The organism is Cryptosporangium sp. NPDC048952, assembly GCF_043197895.1.
Lineage (GTDB): Bacteria > Actinomycetota > Actinomycetes > Mycobacteriales > Cryptosporangiaceae > Cryptosporangium.
Map to the genome: position 1 here is coordinate 1,199,348 of NZ_JBICTY010000002.1, position 15,595 is coordinate 1,214,942.

The following is a 15,595-nucleotide window of genomic DNA, read 5'->3' on the forward strand; positions in this document are numbered from 1 at the left end:
CACGTTAACCCGCGAGCCACTCGACCGACGTGGTCACCTCCTCGAGGAGGTCCGGTATCGGCGTCACGCCGAGCCCCGGCCCGGTGGGCACGTCCAGATATCCGCCGTCCAGCACGAACGGTTCGGTGATGTCGGTGGCGTAGTACCGCCCCGATCCCGAGGTGTCACCGGGCAGCGTGAACCCGGGCAGTGCGGCGAGCGCGACGTTCGCCGCCCGCCCGAGGCCGGTCTCGAGCATGCCGCCGCACCACACCGGGACGCCGTGCGCCACGCACACGTCGTGGATCCGCCGCGCCTCCAGGTAGCCGCCGACCCGCCCCGGCTTGATGTTGACGATCGAGCACGCCTCCAGCCGGATCGCGGCCGCCGCGGTGCGCGCCGACGTGATCGACTCGTCCAGGCACACCGGCGTCCGGATCAGCCGGGCCAGCTGAGCGTGCCCGAGGATGTCGTCCTCCTCCAGGGGCTGCTCGATCAGCAGCAGGTCGAACGGGTCGAGCCGGGCCAGCTGCCGGGCGTCGCCCAGCGTGTAGGCGGTGTTGGCGTCGACCTGCAGCAGCACGTCGTCGCCGAAGCGCTCGCGGACCGCGCGGACGGGCTCGGTGTCCCAGCCGGGCTCGATCTTGAGCTTGATCCGGACGTACCCCTCGTCGAGGTATCCGCCGACCGCGTCGAGCAGCTGCGGAACGCTGTCCATGATCCCGACCGACACCCCGCACGGAACGCGGTCACGCACCGCGCCGAGCTCCTGGCCGAACGACCGGCCCGACGCCCGCAGTTCGGCGTCGAGAATCGCCATCTCGAGCGCTGCCTTGGCCATGTAGTGGCCCTTGAACGGCAACAGCACCCGGGCGACGTCCTGCGCGGCGATGGATCCGGCGGCGCGGATCGCCGGGACGAAGAACTGGCGCAGTACGTCGGCGGCCGCGTCGAGGTACTCCGCGGAGTAGACGGGGCTGGTCATCGCCACGCACTCGCCCCAGCCCTCGACGTCGTCGACCGTCACGCCGACGAGCAGCAGGTCCCGGGCGGTCTGCGTGCCGAACGACGTGCGGAACGGCGACACCAGGGGCATGGAGATGCGTCGCAGTTGGACGCCGGTGAGCTTCACGATTCCCTCCGCACTACGTAGAAACCGGCGGGATCGAAGCTCTCGATCTGGCCCACCAGCGCTTCGCGAACGGCGAGCCGCCAGCGCCGCGCCAGGGCCGGATCGCTCGCGCGCATCGCTTCGATGTCCCGGGGAACGGCGACGAGGAACACCGGAGCGTCGAGCTGACCGCTCACCGGGCCCCCGTCGTCGTCGATGCCGAGCGCCACCACCGCGTCGGGCGGCGTCGCGGGCCGGGCCCGGCCGTACTCACGCAGCCTCCACTGGACGAGCAGCCGGTCGGAGTCTTCGTCACCGTTGATCGCGTCGGACATCGCGCCGTAGAAGTTCGGCAGGTACTCGGCCGGACGTGCCCCGAGTTTGCCCAGGTTGAAGTAGGCGTTACGGGCCACCAGCGGGTCGAACGTCCAGACGATGTCGGCGACGTCACGCCGCAGCGCCCACGCCCGCTGGTGCAGTTTGAGCGCGAACCCGACGCCCCGCCCGGCGGCGTCCTTCGACACCCCCGCGATGTGGCTGTGCAGGGCGCTGCCCGCCGGTTCGTGGAAGAACGCCACGCACGCGCCGACCAACCGGTCACCCTCGAAGGCACCGGCCACGTAGTTGCCGGCCTTGCTGAAGGCACGCAGCAGCTCGGAGGTCACCGGCGGGTTCCCCGCCCGGCCCCAGATCGAGGCGAGCAGGTTGACCGCCTCGATGATGCGGGTCATGTCGTCGAGTTCGCGCACGACGACGCCCGCGGCCCGTGCCGCGGCCTCCGCCGATGGATCCGCGGTCGCCGCGCTGATGTCGGTCACGACGTTCGTGCTCCTCATCGGTGAGAGGCCAGCAGATGCTCGACCAGCGCACGCAGCAGCGTGGTCCGCGGGGAGATCTCCGCGACGACGACGTGTTCGTCGTCGGCGTGCGCGCCACCACCGACCGCGCCGAGCCCGTCGAGGGTGGGGGTGCCGACGCCGGCGGTGAAGTTGCCGTCGGACGCCCCGCCGACGGCTGCGCGGCCGGGCACCGCCAGACCACGGGCCACCGCGATCCGGCACAGCGTCTCGTAGAGCGCGTCCGAGGCCGACGCCTCGAGCGGGGGCCGGTTCACCCCGCCGGTCGTCTCGAGCCGCGCTCCCTCGTCGACGGCCCAGAGCGACCGCATCGCGCGATCGACCCGCTCCTGTTCGGCCACGGAGCCGGCCCGGACGTCGACGGCGAACGTGGCCTCGGCCGGCACCGTGTTGGTCGTGACACCGGCGCGCGCCACCGTGGGGGTGACCGTCGTCCCGGCCGCCGGATCGGCGAGGGCACTGACGGCCAGCACCTGGTGCGCGAGCTCGACCGTGGAGTTCACCCCGCGCTCCGGCTCGAGCCCGGCGTGGGCGGCCCGTCCGTGCACCCGCACCTCGTAGAGCGAGACGCCTTTGCGCTCGCACTTGAGATGACCGTCGGCCGACGCCTCGAGTACCAACGCGGCGGCCGCCGTCTTCGCCTCCTGCTCGATCAGCTCGCGGGAGCTCGGCGACCCGATCTCCTCGTCGCCGGTGACCAGGAGCGTCACCCCGTCGAGCCCGGCGGCGGCGTGCAACGCCATCACCAGCCCGACCTTCATGTCGAAGCAGCCCGGCCCGCGCAGGATCCCGGCGTCGATCGCGAACGGGCGGCCGGCGAGCGTGCCGATCGGCCACACGGTGTCGTGGTGGCCCACCAGCAGAACCCGGGACGGGTCCGCGCCGAGCCGCCAGCGCAGGTGCGTCCGGCCGTCCAGCACGATCCGCTCCGGAGCGACGCCCAGCACCCCGGTGCCGACCTCGGTGACGACGTCGGCCGAGCGGGCGACGGCAGCCAGATCGGACGACGGCGACTCGCACTCGATGAGCGCCCGCGCGTCGGCGAGCATGTCGCGGAGGTCGGCCATCAGCCGACCTTCGGAGTGGCACGCACACCGAAGTGCAGGTACGGCTCCCCAGTGGGAAGCGTGTAGAACGTGACCGGCATCCAGTTCTCCGCCTCGGGCGGCTTCACCGCGAACACTGCGGGACCGGCGGGCACGAGCGTGTACTCGTCCACGGTGTCGTGCTCCAGTTCGGCCAGCGGCCCGATGATCGTCGTGCGCAGCAGTGGCGGGTTCGCCTCGACCTCCATGCGTACCCCGGCCCGCTCGTACGTGCCGACGTACGGCGTCACGTCGCCGTCGAACGGCTTCTCCGGCGGCGCGAACGGACGCGGCATCGCGACGTCGGCGAGCTCCGCGAAGATCTCCCGGAACAGGTCCTCGTACAGGTCGCGGGTCTGGCCGCCGTTGGTCAGCAGCGCCACGGCCAGCCCCTGCTCGGGCAGGATCCGCAGGAACGCCGCCTGGCCCAGCGTGGTTCCGTCGTGGCCGATCAGGCGGTGGCCGTCCCAGTCGAACCGGATCCAGCCGAGCCCCCACGAGTCGCCGAGGACCCGCTTGTCGGGCAGGTCGGCCTGGTGCGCGGCCATCGCCGCGGTGCTCTCCGGCGTCAGCAGGCTGCCGGTCAGGTGCGCACGCGCGAAAGCCAGAACGTCGGCGACGGTGGAGTTGATCAGCCCGGCGGGCCCGAGTGCACGGGGCAGCATCCAGACGCCGACCGGCTTGGAGTCCTGGTGCCCGACCGCGGCCGAGGACAGCAGGGCCTCCTCGGGCAGCGTCGACGTGGACGTCAGCCCGAGCGGGGTGAACAGCCGCTCGCGCAGCGCCTGGTCCCACGTCAGGCCGGTGATCTTCTCGATCACCCGACCCAGCAGCGTGTAGCCGGCGTTGCAGTAGGAGAACGTGACGCCCAGCGGGTGGTTCTGTCCCTGCTCCGCCAGCAGATCGACGTACTTCTCGAGGCAGTCGTCGCCCCGGCCGGTGTCGGTGAACACGTCGCCGTCGATGCCGCTGGTGTGGGTCAGCAGGTGCCGCACGGTGACCGCCTTGGTCACCTCGGGGTCGGCCAGGCGCAGTTCCGGCACGATCTCCGCAACCGGCGTGTCCAGCGTCAACTGGCCTTCGTCGATCAGGGCCATGATCACGGTGGCCGTCCAGACCTTCGTGATCGAGCCGATCTGGAACACCGAGTCGGTGCGCACCGGCGCCCGGCTCCCGGTGTGGAGGACGCCGTGCGCGAGCTCGACGACCTGGTCGCCGGAGAGGATCCCGAGCTGCGCCCCCGGCACGTCGTGCCGCTCGGCGAGGCGCGACAGCCGCTCCTGCCAATGGGTGACGTCGATCCGGGCGCGGCCGCCGGAGTGCTCCTCGAGCCAGTCCACGACGCGGCGACCGTAGTCGACCCGCTGCGAGGGCGGCCCGAGCAGGATGAATGCGTGCGAGGCGTCCGGGTACACGACCAGGCGGGTCGGCACGCCCAGCTGACGCAGCGCCGTGTGCCACTGCTGAGCCTGGCCGATCGGGCAGGTCAGGTCGTTCGCGCCGTGCAGCAGCAGCGTCGGCGTGCGCACGTCCGCCACGTGGGTGAGCGGTGACATCGCGGCGTACTCGGCCGGCTTCTGCCAGGGCGGGCCGCCGAGCTCGTAGGCGCTGAGGAAGTGCGCGTCGTCGCTGGAGCCACTGATGCTCACCAGGTCGCTGACCGTGCCGCCGGCCACCGCGACCGCGAACCGGTTGTCGTGGGCGGTCAGCCAGCAGGTCATGAACCCGCCGTAGCTGTAGCCGCCGACCGCGAGCCGATCGGCGTCGGCGAAGCCCTCGGCGACGAGCTGGTCGATCGGCTCGAGGAAGTCGGCAGCGTCCATCAGACCCCAGCCGCTGTGCGCGCCGTCGTAGAACGCGGCGCCGTAGCCGTCGCTGCCACGCGGGTTGACCAGCAGCACCGCCCAGCCGCGGTCGACCAGCTCCTGGTGGTAGGGGTGCATCTCGTCCGCGGCGGCGTTCCACGCGTTGTGCGGGCCCCCGTGAATGTCGAGCAGCAGCGGCAGCGGGCCGGTGCGGGTGGGGTCGCGCAGGATCCAGGACTGCACGCGGGTGCCGTCGGAGATCGTGAACCACCGCTCCTCGCGGGGGTGCAGCTCCACCGGGGTGTCGGTGAGCGCGGTCTCCGCGCCGGTCGCCAGGTCCACGGTCACGACCTCGCCGAACGACGTCGGCGTGGCCAGCACGACCGCGGCACGTCCGCCGCCGATCGACAGCCCGGACACGACCCGGCCCGGTCCGTCGACGACCGGACGGGCGTCCCCGCCGTCGAGCGCGACCGACCACAGGTGGGAACACCCGTGGTCGCGCAGGCAGAAGTACACCCGGCCATCGACCTCGACCGGCAGGCCGCCGGGGTAGGCGGTAGCGCCCGGCATCACGTTGCGATCCAGCGCGCCCGAGAGGTCGGTGACCGTGTCGCCGACCAGGTACAGGTTGGCGTGTCCGCGCGGGTCACCCTCCCAGCCCACGACGAGCAGCGCCGACCCGTCGGCCGTCCAGCCCACGGTGCCCGCCACCCCGTCGGCGAACGCGCGCGGACGCGGGCGGGCGTGCGGCGCGTCCACCTCCAGCAGGTACACCGGCGTGCGGTGGCGCAGGTCGCTGTCCGCGCCGGTCGGGCGGGTGAACGCGAGCGTCGTGCCGTCGGGCGACCAGGCCGGCGCACCCGCGTTCTGCGGTCCGTCCGTCACCTGCCGCACGTCGCCACTGCTCAGATCGACGATGTGGAGCTGCTGTCGGATCGCGCCGAAGAAGCCCGCACCGTCCGCCTGGTAGTCCAGACCGTCGGACACCATCGGCCCGGTGGCGCCGCCCGCCGGGTCGACCGGCGCGGTGAACGCGAGCCGCGTGCCGTCCGGGCTCCACCGCGGCGCTCCGGCGCCCAGTGGGAGCCCGGTCACGACCTCGGGCTCACCACCGGCGACGTCGAGCACGGCGATCTGGGAGTCGCGGAGGAACGCGAGCCGGGTGCCGTCGGGTGACCAGCTGGGCGCGGTGTCCGAGTCGCCGCGGGTGAGGCGTCGCGGCGTGCCGCCGTCGGTGTCGACCAGCCACAGCTGATCGACGTTCCGGTCGCGCTCGACGTCGAGCGTGCGCAGCACGTAGGCGATCCGGGTGCCGTCCGCGGAGAGCGTCGGCTGGGACGGAACCACCACATCGGCGAGGTTCACGGGTTGCTCCTTCGGCCGGGTACGGCGGCCAGCAATTCTCGGGTGTAGTCGTGTTCCGGGTCGGCGAGCACCTGGGCCGTGGGGCCGTGCTCGACGAGCCGGCCGTTACGCATCACCGCGACGTGCGAGGCGACGTACCGGACGACGGCGAGGTTGTGGGAGATGAACAGCATCGACAGACCCAGCTCGCGCTGGAGCTCCCGGACGAGGTTGAGCACGGCTCCCTGCACCGAGACGTCGAGCGCGGAGGTGATCTCGTCGGCGATGATCACCTGCGGGTCCGCCGCGAGCGCCCGGGCCAGCGCCACCCGCTGCCGCTGACCGCCGGAGAGCCGCGACGGCAGCGCGTCGATGGTTCCGGGATCCAGGTGGACCTGCTCGAGCAGACGCGCCACGGCCGCTTTCCGCTCGGCACGCGACCGGCCGGGGGGCATGGCCTCGGCGATGCTCGCACCGACCGTCATCCGCGGATCGAGCGACGAATACGGGTCCTGGAAGACCATCTGCAGTGGACGGGGCCGTCCGCGGGTCGGCACCGGCGCACCGTCGAGCGTGATCGCTCCGCCGGCCAGCGGTGCCAGCCCGACGGCGGCGCGGGCCAGCGTCGACTTGCCGGACCCCGACTCGCCGACCAGCCCGATCACCGCGCCGTCCGGCACGGTCAGGCTCACGTCGTCGACAGCAGTGTGTTTGCCGTAGCGGACCGTGACGTTCCGGAAATCCAGTTCGCTCATGGTGCTTCCTCCCCCGCGTGCCAGCAGGCCACCCAGTGGTTGGGTGAGTCGGGGGCCAGCGGTGGGTCCTCGGTGCGGCAGTGGTCGTCGGCGAGCGGGCAGCGCGCCGCGTAGGGGCAGCCGGGCGGCACGTCCGCCGGGTCGACCGGGCGGCCCGGGATCGTCGCGAGCGGCCGGGTCAGGTCCGTGGCCATGTCGGGCACCGCGTCCATCAGCGCCCGCGTGTACGGGTGCAGCGGTTTGACGCCGGTCGGCAGCTCCTCGACGATCCGGCCGGCGTACATCACCAGCACCCGGTCGCAGACGTCGCCGATCACCGCGACGTCGTGGCTGATCAGCATGAGCGCAGCGCCGTCGGACTCGCGGATCGTGGCGAGCAGGTCGAGCACCTGCTGCTGCACGGTGACGTCGAGGGCGGTGGTGGGCTCGTCGGCCACGATCAGGGCCGGGGTGTTCATCAGCCCCATGCCGATCATCGCCCGCTGGCGCATGCCGCCGGAGAACTCGTGCGGGTAGAGGCGCGCCCGGCTGTCCGGATCGGGGATCTGGACGGCGTTCAGCCGGTCGACCGCGCGGGTCATCGCCTCCTTCCGCGTCACCTTCTGGTGGTGGGTGGCCACCTCAGCGAGTTGGGCGCCGATGCGGCGGGTCGGGTTGAACGCGGTCATCGGATCCTGGAAGACCATGGCGAGCTTCGTACCGAGCGTGCGCCGCTGCGCCGTGGTGCGCGGCGCCAACAGGTCGGTGCCGAGGAACTCCAGGCGGGTGGCGTCGACGCGCCCGTGGTCGGCGATCAGCTTCGTGACGGCCAGCGCGGTCATCGACTTGCCGGAACCTGACTCCCCCACGATGCCGACGGCCTCACCGCGTCGAATGTGGAACGAGACGCCGCGGACCGGCCGGATCGGGCCGGCGGGACCGGCCAGCGTGACCTCGAGGTCCCGGACGTCGAGTACGACGTCGGACTCTTTCTCGGCCGCCGGTGCGGCCGCGCGCTTCTTCCGGACGAGGGAGGGCAACCGGGCGTCGGCCGGGACGCCGAGCCCCTTCGCGATCGACTCGCCGAAGAAGTTGAACGCCAGACCGGCCAGGACGATCGCGCCGCCGGGAGCGAGCGCCGCCGCCGGGTTCACGTAGATCGTGCCGATGCCGTCGAAGAGCAGGCGCCCCCAGTCGTAGGCGGGCGGCTGGACGCCGAGGCCGAGGAACGACAGGCCCGCGAACGACAGCAGCGCGGTGCCGGCGCCGATCGTCGCGTTGACGACCAGCGGCTCGGCGACGTTCGGCAGCACGTGGCGGACGAGGATCCGGCCCCGGCCGATGCCCACGGTGCGAGCGGCCGATACGTAGTCCCGCGCCTCGACGTCGGCGACGAGTGTCTGGGTGAGACGCGCGAACCCCGGCGCGCCCGCCAGGCCGATCGCGAGCACCGCGCCGGTGGCGCCGATGCCGAACACGACAGCGAAGAACAGCGCCAGCAGGATGCCGGGGAACGCGACGGCGATGTTGACCGCCGCCACGACGACCCGGCCCGAGCGTTTGCCGAGCAGGAACGGCGCCGCGCCGAGCAGCAGCCCGGCGACGACGGCGATCACGGTGGCCAGCAGCGCGAGCACGATCGACAGCCGGGTGGCGACCAGCACCCGCAGGAGGATGTCGCGGCCGAGGTTGTCCGTTCCGGCCCAGTGCTCACCCGAGGGTGGCGCGAGGATCTGATCGGTGTCGACGGCGTCGGCGCCGTCGCCCCAGACGATCGGCGCGACGATCGCGAGCACGATGAGCGCGACCATGAGCGCCGTGGCCGTGAGGCCCAGCGGGGTGCGTGCGACGCGGGTCCAGCGGGACACGACTCAGCCCTCCCGGATCGTCGAGCGCGGATCGAGCAGGGCGAGGAACACGTCGACGACGAGGTTCGTGACCAGCACGCCGATGCCGTAGACGAGCACGATCGCCTGCACGACCGGATAGTCCTTGGTGAGGATCGACTGGACGATCGTGCTGCCCAGGCCGGGCCAGGCGAAGACGTTCTCGACCAGGACGGTGCCGGCGATCATCGCGCTCAGCAGCAGCCCGCCGATCGTCAGCGCGCCGGTGACCGCGTTCGGCAGCGCGTGGCCCAGATAGATCGTCCGGGACGGCAGGCGTTTGGCGCGTGCGGTGCGGACGAAGTCGGCTTCCAGCACGGCGGCCATCTCGACCCGCACGATGCGCGCCAGGATCGCCGCCGGCCCGATCGCCAGCGAGAACACCGGCAGCACGTACGACGCCGCGGTGTCGTTGCCGGCGATCGGGAACCACGCGAACCGGATCCCGAACAGGTAGACCAGTGCGACGCCGATCAGGAAGTCGGGAATCGTCGCCACGATCGTGCTGGTCGTCGTGAACCCGACCTCCGTGCGCCGCCCGTGACCCCGTCGGGTCAGTACCCCCATCGCCACGCCCAGCGGAATGGCCACGAGCACGGCCGCCAGGAACGCGAGGACGGCCAGCATCAGCGTGGCGGGCAGCCGCTGGGCGACGACGTCGGAGACCGGGAGCCGCGACGCGAGCGACGTGCCCAGATCGCCGGTGAACAGCCCCTTGAGGTAGTCGACGTACTGGATCACGAGCGGGTCGTTCAGCCCGAGCGCCTCCCGGCGCGCTTCCACCAGGTCGGCCGGGGCGGTGGGACCGAGCGCGCCGCGCACCGGGTCACCCGGGATCAGGTGGATCATCGCGAACGACGCCGTCACCAGCACCCACAGCGAGACGAGCAACCGCCCCAGGCGCCGCACGCCGAACCCCACCCACGGACTGGCCGTGGGCAGGGGACGGAGGGTCAGAGTGGCCGACATGCTATTTCGCCAGCATCCGGATGCTCGTCGGGACCAGCTGGCCGGGGACGGCGAACTTGGCGGCCTTGCCGAACGTCTGCAGGTCGATCTCGGCGAACGGCACGATCGACGCCTTGCTGATCAGCGCGGACTCCGCGGCGAGCCAGGAGTCGCAGCCCTCCGCGCCGTTCGTCGCCGACGCGGTCGTCGCGGCCTTCGTGTACTCCGCGTCGTTGATCGCCGCGAAGTTCGTGCCCTTCGGCGCGGCCGGACCCGACAGGAACGGCACGAGCTGGTCGGGGGTGCTGACGTTGAGCGACACCCAGGCGACGTCCCAGTCGCCCGCGCCGAAGAGCGTGCCGGTCAGCGTCGTCTCGGTCTGTGCGGTCGCGGTGGCGTCGACGCCGATCGCCTTCCACTGCTGTACCGCGAGCTCGGCGGCCGCAGGACCGCCGCTGCCCTGGTTGTTCTCGTAGAGGAACTTGAGCGCCAATGGCTTGCCGGCCTTGGCACGCACGCCGTTGGCACCCTTGACCCATCCGGCCTTGTCGAGCAGAGCGGCAGCGGCCGCGGGGTCCTTCACGGGCAACGACTTGGACACCGAATCGCCGGGGCAGGCGACCGGTGCGTTCGCCGCCAGGTGGGTCGCGGCGGAACCCTTGCCCGCCGTCAGCACCTTCTGCAGCTGCGGCAGGTCGAGCGCCTGGGTCAACGCCTGGCGGACCTGCGGGTCCTCGGTGACGCGACCCTTCGCGTGGTTGTACCACTGCTCACCCGAGAGGTACGGCGTGCCGGCGGTGAACAGCCCCGCCTTCTCCAGGCGCGCCGCGTCGGGGCCGGCGATGTGCGCGGCGCTCAGGCCGCCCGAGAGCAGCAGGTTCGCCGCGGTGGTCTCGTTCGGCACGACCTTGATGACGACGGTCTTCGGCAGACCCTTCTCCGCTGTCGTCGCGCCGTCGGGACCCCAGGTGTAGCCCTCGCGGAGCTCGTAGGTGTAGTGGTCACCCGGAGCCGCTTCGACGAGCTTGTACGGGCCGGTGCCCGCCGTCGTCTTCGCCAGCGCCGCGCGGTTCTTCAGGCCGCTGGGGCACACGATCGGGGTGTCGCCCAGCCCGTTCAGCACGAACGGGGCGGGCTGCGCCAGCGTGAGCGTCACGACGCCGGAGGCGTTCTCGCCGGCGGCCTTCGCACCGGCCGGCACGAACACGCCGAGGAACGGGCTGGCATTCTTCGGGTCGGCGATGAAGTTGAGGTTGTCCGCCACGTCGGTAGCGGTCAGCTTGGCGCCGTCGGCGCACGTGATGCCCTCGTTGAGCGTCATCGTCACCGTGGTGCCGTCGACTTTCCAGTCCTTGGCCAGGTGCGGCTTGATCTCGCCGTTCTCGTCGACGCTGACCAGCGCGTCGTACGCGAACTTCGTCACGGCGAACAGGTTGGAACCCGCGCCCATCTGCGGATCGAGCGCACCGGGGTCCGACGCGAGGCCGTACGTGAACGTGCCCCCCTCGACGACCGGCGCGTCACCGGCACCGGCACTGTTCGACGCGCTGGTACAGCCGGCGAGGGCCAGGGTGAGACACAGGCCGGACGTGACCACTCTGGTCAGCTTCATACGGATTCCGTTCCCGCGCGGCGGATGGCGCGTCCGAGGTGGAGGTACAGCGCGTGGCCCGTGCCGTCGTCGCCCAGGAACGCGTGGGGTACGTACATCCCGCGGTCGGCTTCGACGGGGATCAGCATGTCGGGTCGGTACGACACAAGTTCGGTCCGCTCGGCCCGGCCGCCGATCTCCTCGAAGAATCCCTTGGGGACCTGCTCGATCCAGATCCGCTGGTCGGCGTCCTGGCTGACCGTGAGGTCGAAGACCTTGGCCGAGTACGTGCCGACGAACCGCTCGGCGTCGATCGTCGCCGGCTCGTCGGGAGGGGTGGGCAGCGCGGGGAGCCGCACGTCGGTGAGGTCGCCCAGGACCCGGTCGAAGACGTCGCGGTAGAGCGACATCGCGTCGCCGCCGTTGGTCAGCAGCGCGATCGCCACGCCGGTACCCGGCACCAGGCGCAGGAACGCGGCCTGCCCCACCGTGTTGCCGTCGTGGCCGACGATCGTGCCGGTCGGGAAGTCGTAGCGCTCGAACCCGAGCCCCCACGACGTGCCCATCAGGCCGAGTTCGGGCAGATCCACCTCGCGCTCCTGCATCCGGGCGGCGGTGCCGGCAGCCACTACCTGGTTCTCTCCCGCGCGGCCGTCCTCCAGGTGCATCCGCGCGAAGGCAACCAGGTCGCGGGGGCGCATGCTGAGCATCGCGCCGGCCGGCGCGTTGGAGCGGAACATCGCCCAGATGGGGGCGGGTACGTACCCTTCGCCCTTCTCGACCTCGATGTGGCCCATCGCGGCGCGGTACTTGATCGCCTCGTAGGCGTCGGTCGCGGCGTGGGTGAGTCCGAGCGGCGTGATCAGGTGTTCGCGCAGCGCGGCGTCGAAGGGCTGTTCGCGCAGTACCTCGACGAGCCGTCCGAGCACGCAGTAGCCGGCGTTGTTGTACGAGAACTGCTCGCCGGGCGGGAAGAGCTGCGGCACGTCGTGCAGGGCGTCGACGTACTTCTCGACGCAGTCGTCACCGACGCCGGTGTCGAGGAAGACGTCACCCTCGAATCCGGCGGTGTGGTTGAGCAAGTGCCGCACGGTGATCCGCGCCGCTGCCTGCTCGTCGCCGATCCGGAACGTCGGTAAGTAGTCGCGCACCGGCCGGTCGAGCTCGACCTTGCCTTCGTCGACCAGCTGCATCACCAGCGTGCTGGTCCACAGCTTGGTGATCGACCCGATCTGGAAGACCGAGTCCACTGTCGCTTCCACCCCGGTCGCCCTGTTGAGCAGACCGGCCGCACCGTCCACCACTTCGCTGCCCCGCACGACGGCCCACCCCGCAGCGGGAACGTCGTACTTCTCGAGCATCGAAGGGAGCTCGTCGTTGAGCCAGTCCCGGATGTCGTCTAGATCGCCCATGCGCGGTGATCGTAGGGAGCTGCGCAGCCCAGCTGTTGGTCGTCGACGACCAGTTCACGCCTCCGGCTGGTCGGCTCCGACGAACGAGCTCTCGTGCTCTAGGCTTCGCGTATGGCCGGATCATCCCTGGAAAGCAGGTAAGCGCCCGTTCATGCGTATCCGGATCTTTACCGCCGCGCTTGTCGCCGCGGCCGCAACGCTCGTCTCGTGTTCTTCCGAGCCTGACCTGGCCTTTTCGGGTTCGCCGACGGAACTGCCGCACGCCGCGATCCGCCCCTCGGCGTCGCAGGACGAACGCGATCAGGCACTCGTCGACTTCTACCAAGCGTGGAAGGACGAGTACGTCCACGACGACTGCGGTGACGGCGCGTTCCAGATCTACTCGCCGGACGCGGCCTACCCGTTCGTCTCCGAAGCCCAGGGCTACGGGCTGACGATCGCCGCGATGATGTCGAAGGCCGACCCGGACGCGAAGGGCCTGTTCGACGGGCTGCTGACCTACGTGCTGGACCACCCGTCCACGCGGACGCCCGACCTGATGGCCGCCGAGCAGGACAGCAAGTGCAACGACAAGGCCGGCGGCGACTCCGCGACCGACGGCGACATGGACATCGCCTACGGCCTGCTGCTCGCCGACTCGCTGTGGGGCAGCGACGGCGACTTCGACTACCGCGACCTGGCCGGCAAGCGGATCAACGCGGTCAAGGCCAAGACCGTCAACACGTCGTCGGACCTGATGCTGCTCGGCGACTGGGACACGGCGATGGACGCCGGCCTCTACGCCACCACCCGGACGTCGGACTGGATGCCGTACTACTTCGGGGTGTTCGAGGCCGCCACCGGGGACGACGGGTGGTCGACGATCGCGGACGCCCATCAGCAGGCGGTCGCCGACCTGCAGAACTCCGACACCGGGCTGCTGCCCGACTTCGCCCGCACCACCGACGACGGAATCCAGGCGGTCAGCGGCAAGGTGCTGGAGACCGCCAACGACGGCGACTACTCGTTCAACGCGTGCCGGGTGCCGTGGCGCCTGGGCACCGACGCGCTGCTGACCGGCGCGGAGTCGTCGACGACCGCCGCGCGCACGATCGACGCCTGGTTCCGGGCCACGACCGACGGGGATCCCGGCAAGGTCGGCTCGGGCTACCGCCTCGACGGCACCGCGGAGGACGCCGATCCGGCGAACGCGTTCTGGGCGCCCCTGGCTGTCAGTGCGATGACCGACCCGGACGGCCAGGAGTGGCTCGACGCGCTCTGGCGCAAGCTCGCCGAGAACGACGTCGAACGCGGCAATTATTACGGCGACACGATTCAACTGCAGGTGATGATTCTTCTCGCTGGCCGCTATCTGACCGTTTGAGCAGCGATTTCCGCGCGGAACTGGCATGCTGCCGTGCGTGCGCCGTACGGATCTGACCGACCGTTGGCATTCGGAGTCCGCGCGCGACGTCATCGAGCGAATGACCGCGGGGAGTTCGCTCGACGACGTGGGGCTGGCGACCGTCGACGGTTTGCTGGACCTGCGCGGATTACCGGCGGCAGGGCTGGTCGCGGAGGGGGCGCGACTCGTCGGGCTCGACCTGAGTTACGCCTCGCTGACCGAGGCGCGCCTGAATGACGTCCATTGGCGACAGTGCCGGTTCGACGGCGTCGATCTGTCGGCCGCCGTTTTCCGGGGCGGTTCGGTGAGCGAATCCACGGTGCGGCGCGCCGATTTACGTGACGCGTTCGTCGGTGGTGCCGAGTGGTCGTCGGTGGATCTCGTCGGGAGCAAATCGGCGTACTTCGCGGCGGAGCGCACGACGTTCGCGCGCACCACGTTTCCGGCGCTGGCGAGTGTCGGATTCACTCGGTGTTCCTTCGACGACTGTCGCTTTCTCGGCGGCCTGTCCGGCGTGCGGTTCCTCGGGCGGCAGACGCGGGCCGACCCGGAGCGTGCCGTCCTGCGGCGGGTGTCGTTCTTCTCGGACAACCTGCGGTACGCGGAGTTCGACGGCATGGAGTTCGAGGACGTCAGCTTTCCCGCCAGCGATGCGATCGTCGTCGTGCCGCACGGGTTCCGGGCGGTCGCCGAACGCGCGAGCGACCTGTCGCTGCTCCGGCGCGACGACATCGGCGAGGCGTTCCGGAAGTTCATGTCGCGCGAATCGATGCGGCCGGGGTTGAGCGTCACGGCCGGCTGGGCGATCGGCCGGCGTGACTTCACCGACGACCACCCGAACGGCCCGGAGCTGGCCGAATTCGCGGTCCGGACGCTGCGGAAGGCTCAGAAGCAACTCCGCTCGGAGGGCGTCATCCCCTGATGAGGCCTTCCTGAAGGCTCCGGGGTGTTCCGGCCTGGATCGAGGGGTTGCACGGGGATCCGAACACGTGGCCCTAGCGCTGAAGGGTTCCTGAAGGGCACGAAGTGTTCCGGCGCGGTCACGGGTTGCGTAGCGTGACCCACGCGTCGGCCGACCTGCGGGGGCCGTCGGCCGACGCCCCATCCGACCAGCGACGAGGAATGAGATGGTCCGGCACATCTGGCTAGCGGTAGTGGTGGTCATCGTCGGAGGGCTGGTGCTCCTCGGAGTCGCCGGCGCCCCGGACGCTCCACCGACCGGCATCGCCGACCACGGGATCTACCTAGCCGAGAATCCCGAGATCAACCCGAACAAGTGGCCGTGATGGCGAACCGACTGTGGATCCGGCGGGCGGTACTGGTCGTGGTGATCGGGGGGTTCGCGCTTCTCGGGGTGGACGCCGCGGCGGCCGACGCGACCATCCCGATCCACGCGGGCGACTACTGCCACTGCGGCGTTCAGATCGATCCGGATCCGAACAAGTGGCCGTAGGGG

At 71.0% G+C, this 15,595-nt stretch carries 12 protein-coding genes and 1 pseudogene; 4 read left to right on the plus strand and 9 right to left on the minus strand.

Annotation, left to right across the window (positions count from 1 at the left end; all coding sequences use genetic code 11):
• Nucleotides 1-4 precede the first annotated feature (4 nt).
• The 9 genes and pseudogenes from menC to ACGFY5_RS13910 form a co-directional block, all read right to left on the minus strand.
• Nucleotides 5-1,111: an o-succinylbenzoate synthase gene (menC, locus tag ACGFY5_RS13870; protein ID WP_392719961.1), complete on the minus strand. Its 1,107-nt coding sequence runs from the start codon at nucleotides 1,109-1,111 to the stop codon at nucleotides 5-7.
• Nucleotides 1,108-1,926: a GNAT family N-acetyltransferase gene (locus tag ACGFY5_RS13875; protein ID WP_392719962.1), complete on the minus strand. Its 819-nt coding sequence runs from the start codon at nucleotides 1,924-1,926 to the stop codon at nucleotides 1,108-1,110. The genes menC and ACGFY5_RS13875 overlap by 4 nt, the downstream gene beginning before the upstream one ends.
• A complete protein-coding gene (locus ACGFY5_RS13880) occupies nucleotides 1,923-3,014 on the minus strand; it encodes a M20 family metallopeptidase (RefSeq protein WP_392719963.1) in 1,092 nt (363 codons plus the stop codon). The genes ACGFY5_RS13875 and ACGFY5_RS13880 overlap by 4 nt, the downstream gene beginning before the upstream one ends.
• Nucleotides 3,014-6,205 carry a serine hydrolase gene (locus tag ACGFY5_RS13885; RefSeq protein ID WP_392719964.1) on the minus strand — a complete coding sequence of 1,064 codons (3,192 nt, stop codon included), beginning with the start codon at nucleotides 6,203-6,205 and terminating at the stop codon, nucleotides 3,014-3,016. The genes ACGFY5_RS13880 and ACGFY5_RS13885 overlap by 1 nt, the downstream gene beginning before the upstream one ends.
• 17 nt (nucleotides 6,206-6,222) lie before the next feature.
• Nucleotides 6,223-6,939, minus strand: a pseudogene (locus ACGFY5_RS13890) (ABC transporter ATP-binding protein); the annotation flags it as partial.
• Nucleotides 6,936-8,729: a dipeptide/oligopeptide/nickel ABC transporter permease/ATP-binding protein gene (locus ACGFY5_RS13895; RefSeq protein WP_392720505.1), complete on the minus strand. Its 1,794-nt coding sequence runs from the start codon at nucleotides 8,727-8,729 to the stop codon at nucleotides 6,936-6,938. The gene ACGFY5_RS13895 and the pseudogene ACGFY5_RS13890, both read right to left, overlap by 4 nt.
• 60 nt (nucleotides 8,730-8,789) lie before the next feature.
• Complete coding sequence (locus ACGFY5_RS13900; protein ID WP_392719965.1) at nucleotides 8,790-9,773, minus strand: ABC transporter permease; 984 nt, start codon at nucleotides 9,771-9,773, stop codon at nucleotides 8,790-8,792.
• A 1-nt stretch (nucleotide 9,774) separates the two neighbouring features.
• A complete protein-coding gene (locus ACGFY5_RS13905) occupies nucleotides 9,775-11,364 on the minus strand; it encodes an ABC transporter substrate-binding protein (RefSeq protein ID WP_392719966.1) in 1,590 nt (529 codons plus the stop codon).
• On the minus strand, nucleotides 11,361-12,755 hold the full coding sequence (locus ACGFY5_RS13910; protein ID WP_392719967.1) for a serine hydrolase domain-containing protein: 1,395 nt from the start codon (nucleotides 12,753-12,755) through the stop codon (nucleotides 11,361-11,363). Before ACGFY5_RS13910 ends, ACGFY5_RS13905 begins: the two co-directional genes overlap by 4 nt.
• A 151-nt stretch (nucleotides 12,756-12,906) precedes the next feature.
• Here ACGFY5_RS13910 and ACGFY5_RS13915 point away from each other — a divergent pair, with 151 nt between their 5' ends.
• From ACGFY5_RS13915 to ACGFY5_RS13930, 4 genes are all read left to right on the plus strand, one after another.
• On the plus strand, nucleotides 12,907-14,118 hold the full coding sequence (locus ACGFY5_RS13915; protein WP_392719968.1) for a glycosyl hydrolase family 8: 1,212 nt from the start codon (nucleotides 12,907-12,909) through the stop codon (nucleotides 14,116-14,118).
• A gap of 37 nt (nucleotides 14,119-14,155) precedes the next feature.
• On the plus strand, nucleotides 14,156-15,061 hold the full coding sequence (locus tag ACGFY5_RS13920) for a pentapeptide repeat-containing protein (protein ID WP_392719969.1): 906 nt from the start codon (nucleotides 14,156-14,158) through the stop codon (nucleotides 15,059-15,061).
• A 205-nt stretch (nucleotides 15,062-15,266) separates the two neighbouring features.
• A complete protein-coding gene (locus ACGFY5_RS13925; protein ID WP_392719970.1) occupies nucleotides 15,267-15,425 on the plus strand; it encodes a hypothetical protein in 159 nt (52 codons plus the stop codon).
• The gene (locus ACGFY5_RS13930) at nucleotides 15,425-15,592 is read left to right on the plus strand and encodes a hypothetical protein (RefSeq protein ID WP_392719971.1); all 168 of its coding nucleotides are present in this window, start codon (nucleotides 15,425-15,427) and stop codon (nucleotides 15,590-15,592) included. Before ACGFY5_RS13925 ends, ACGFY5_RS13930 begins: the two co-directional genes overlap by 1 nt.
• Nucleotides 15,593-15,595 lie beyond the last annotated feature (3 nt).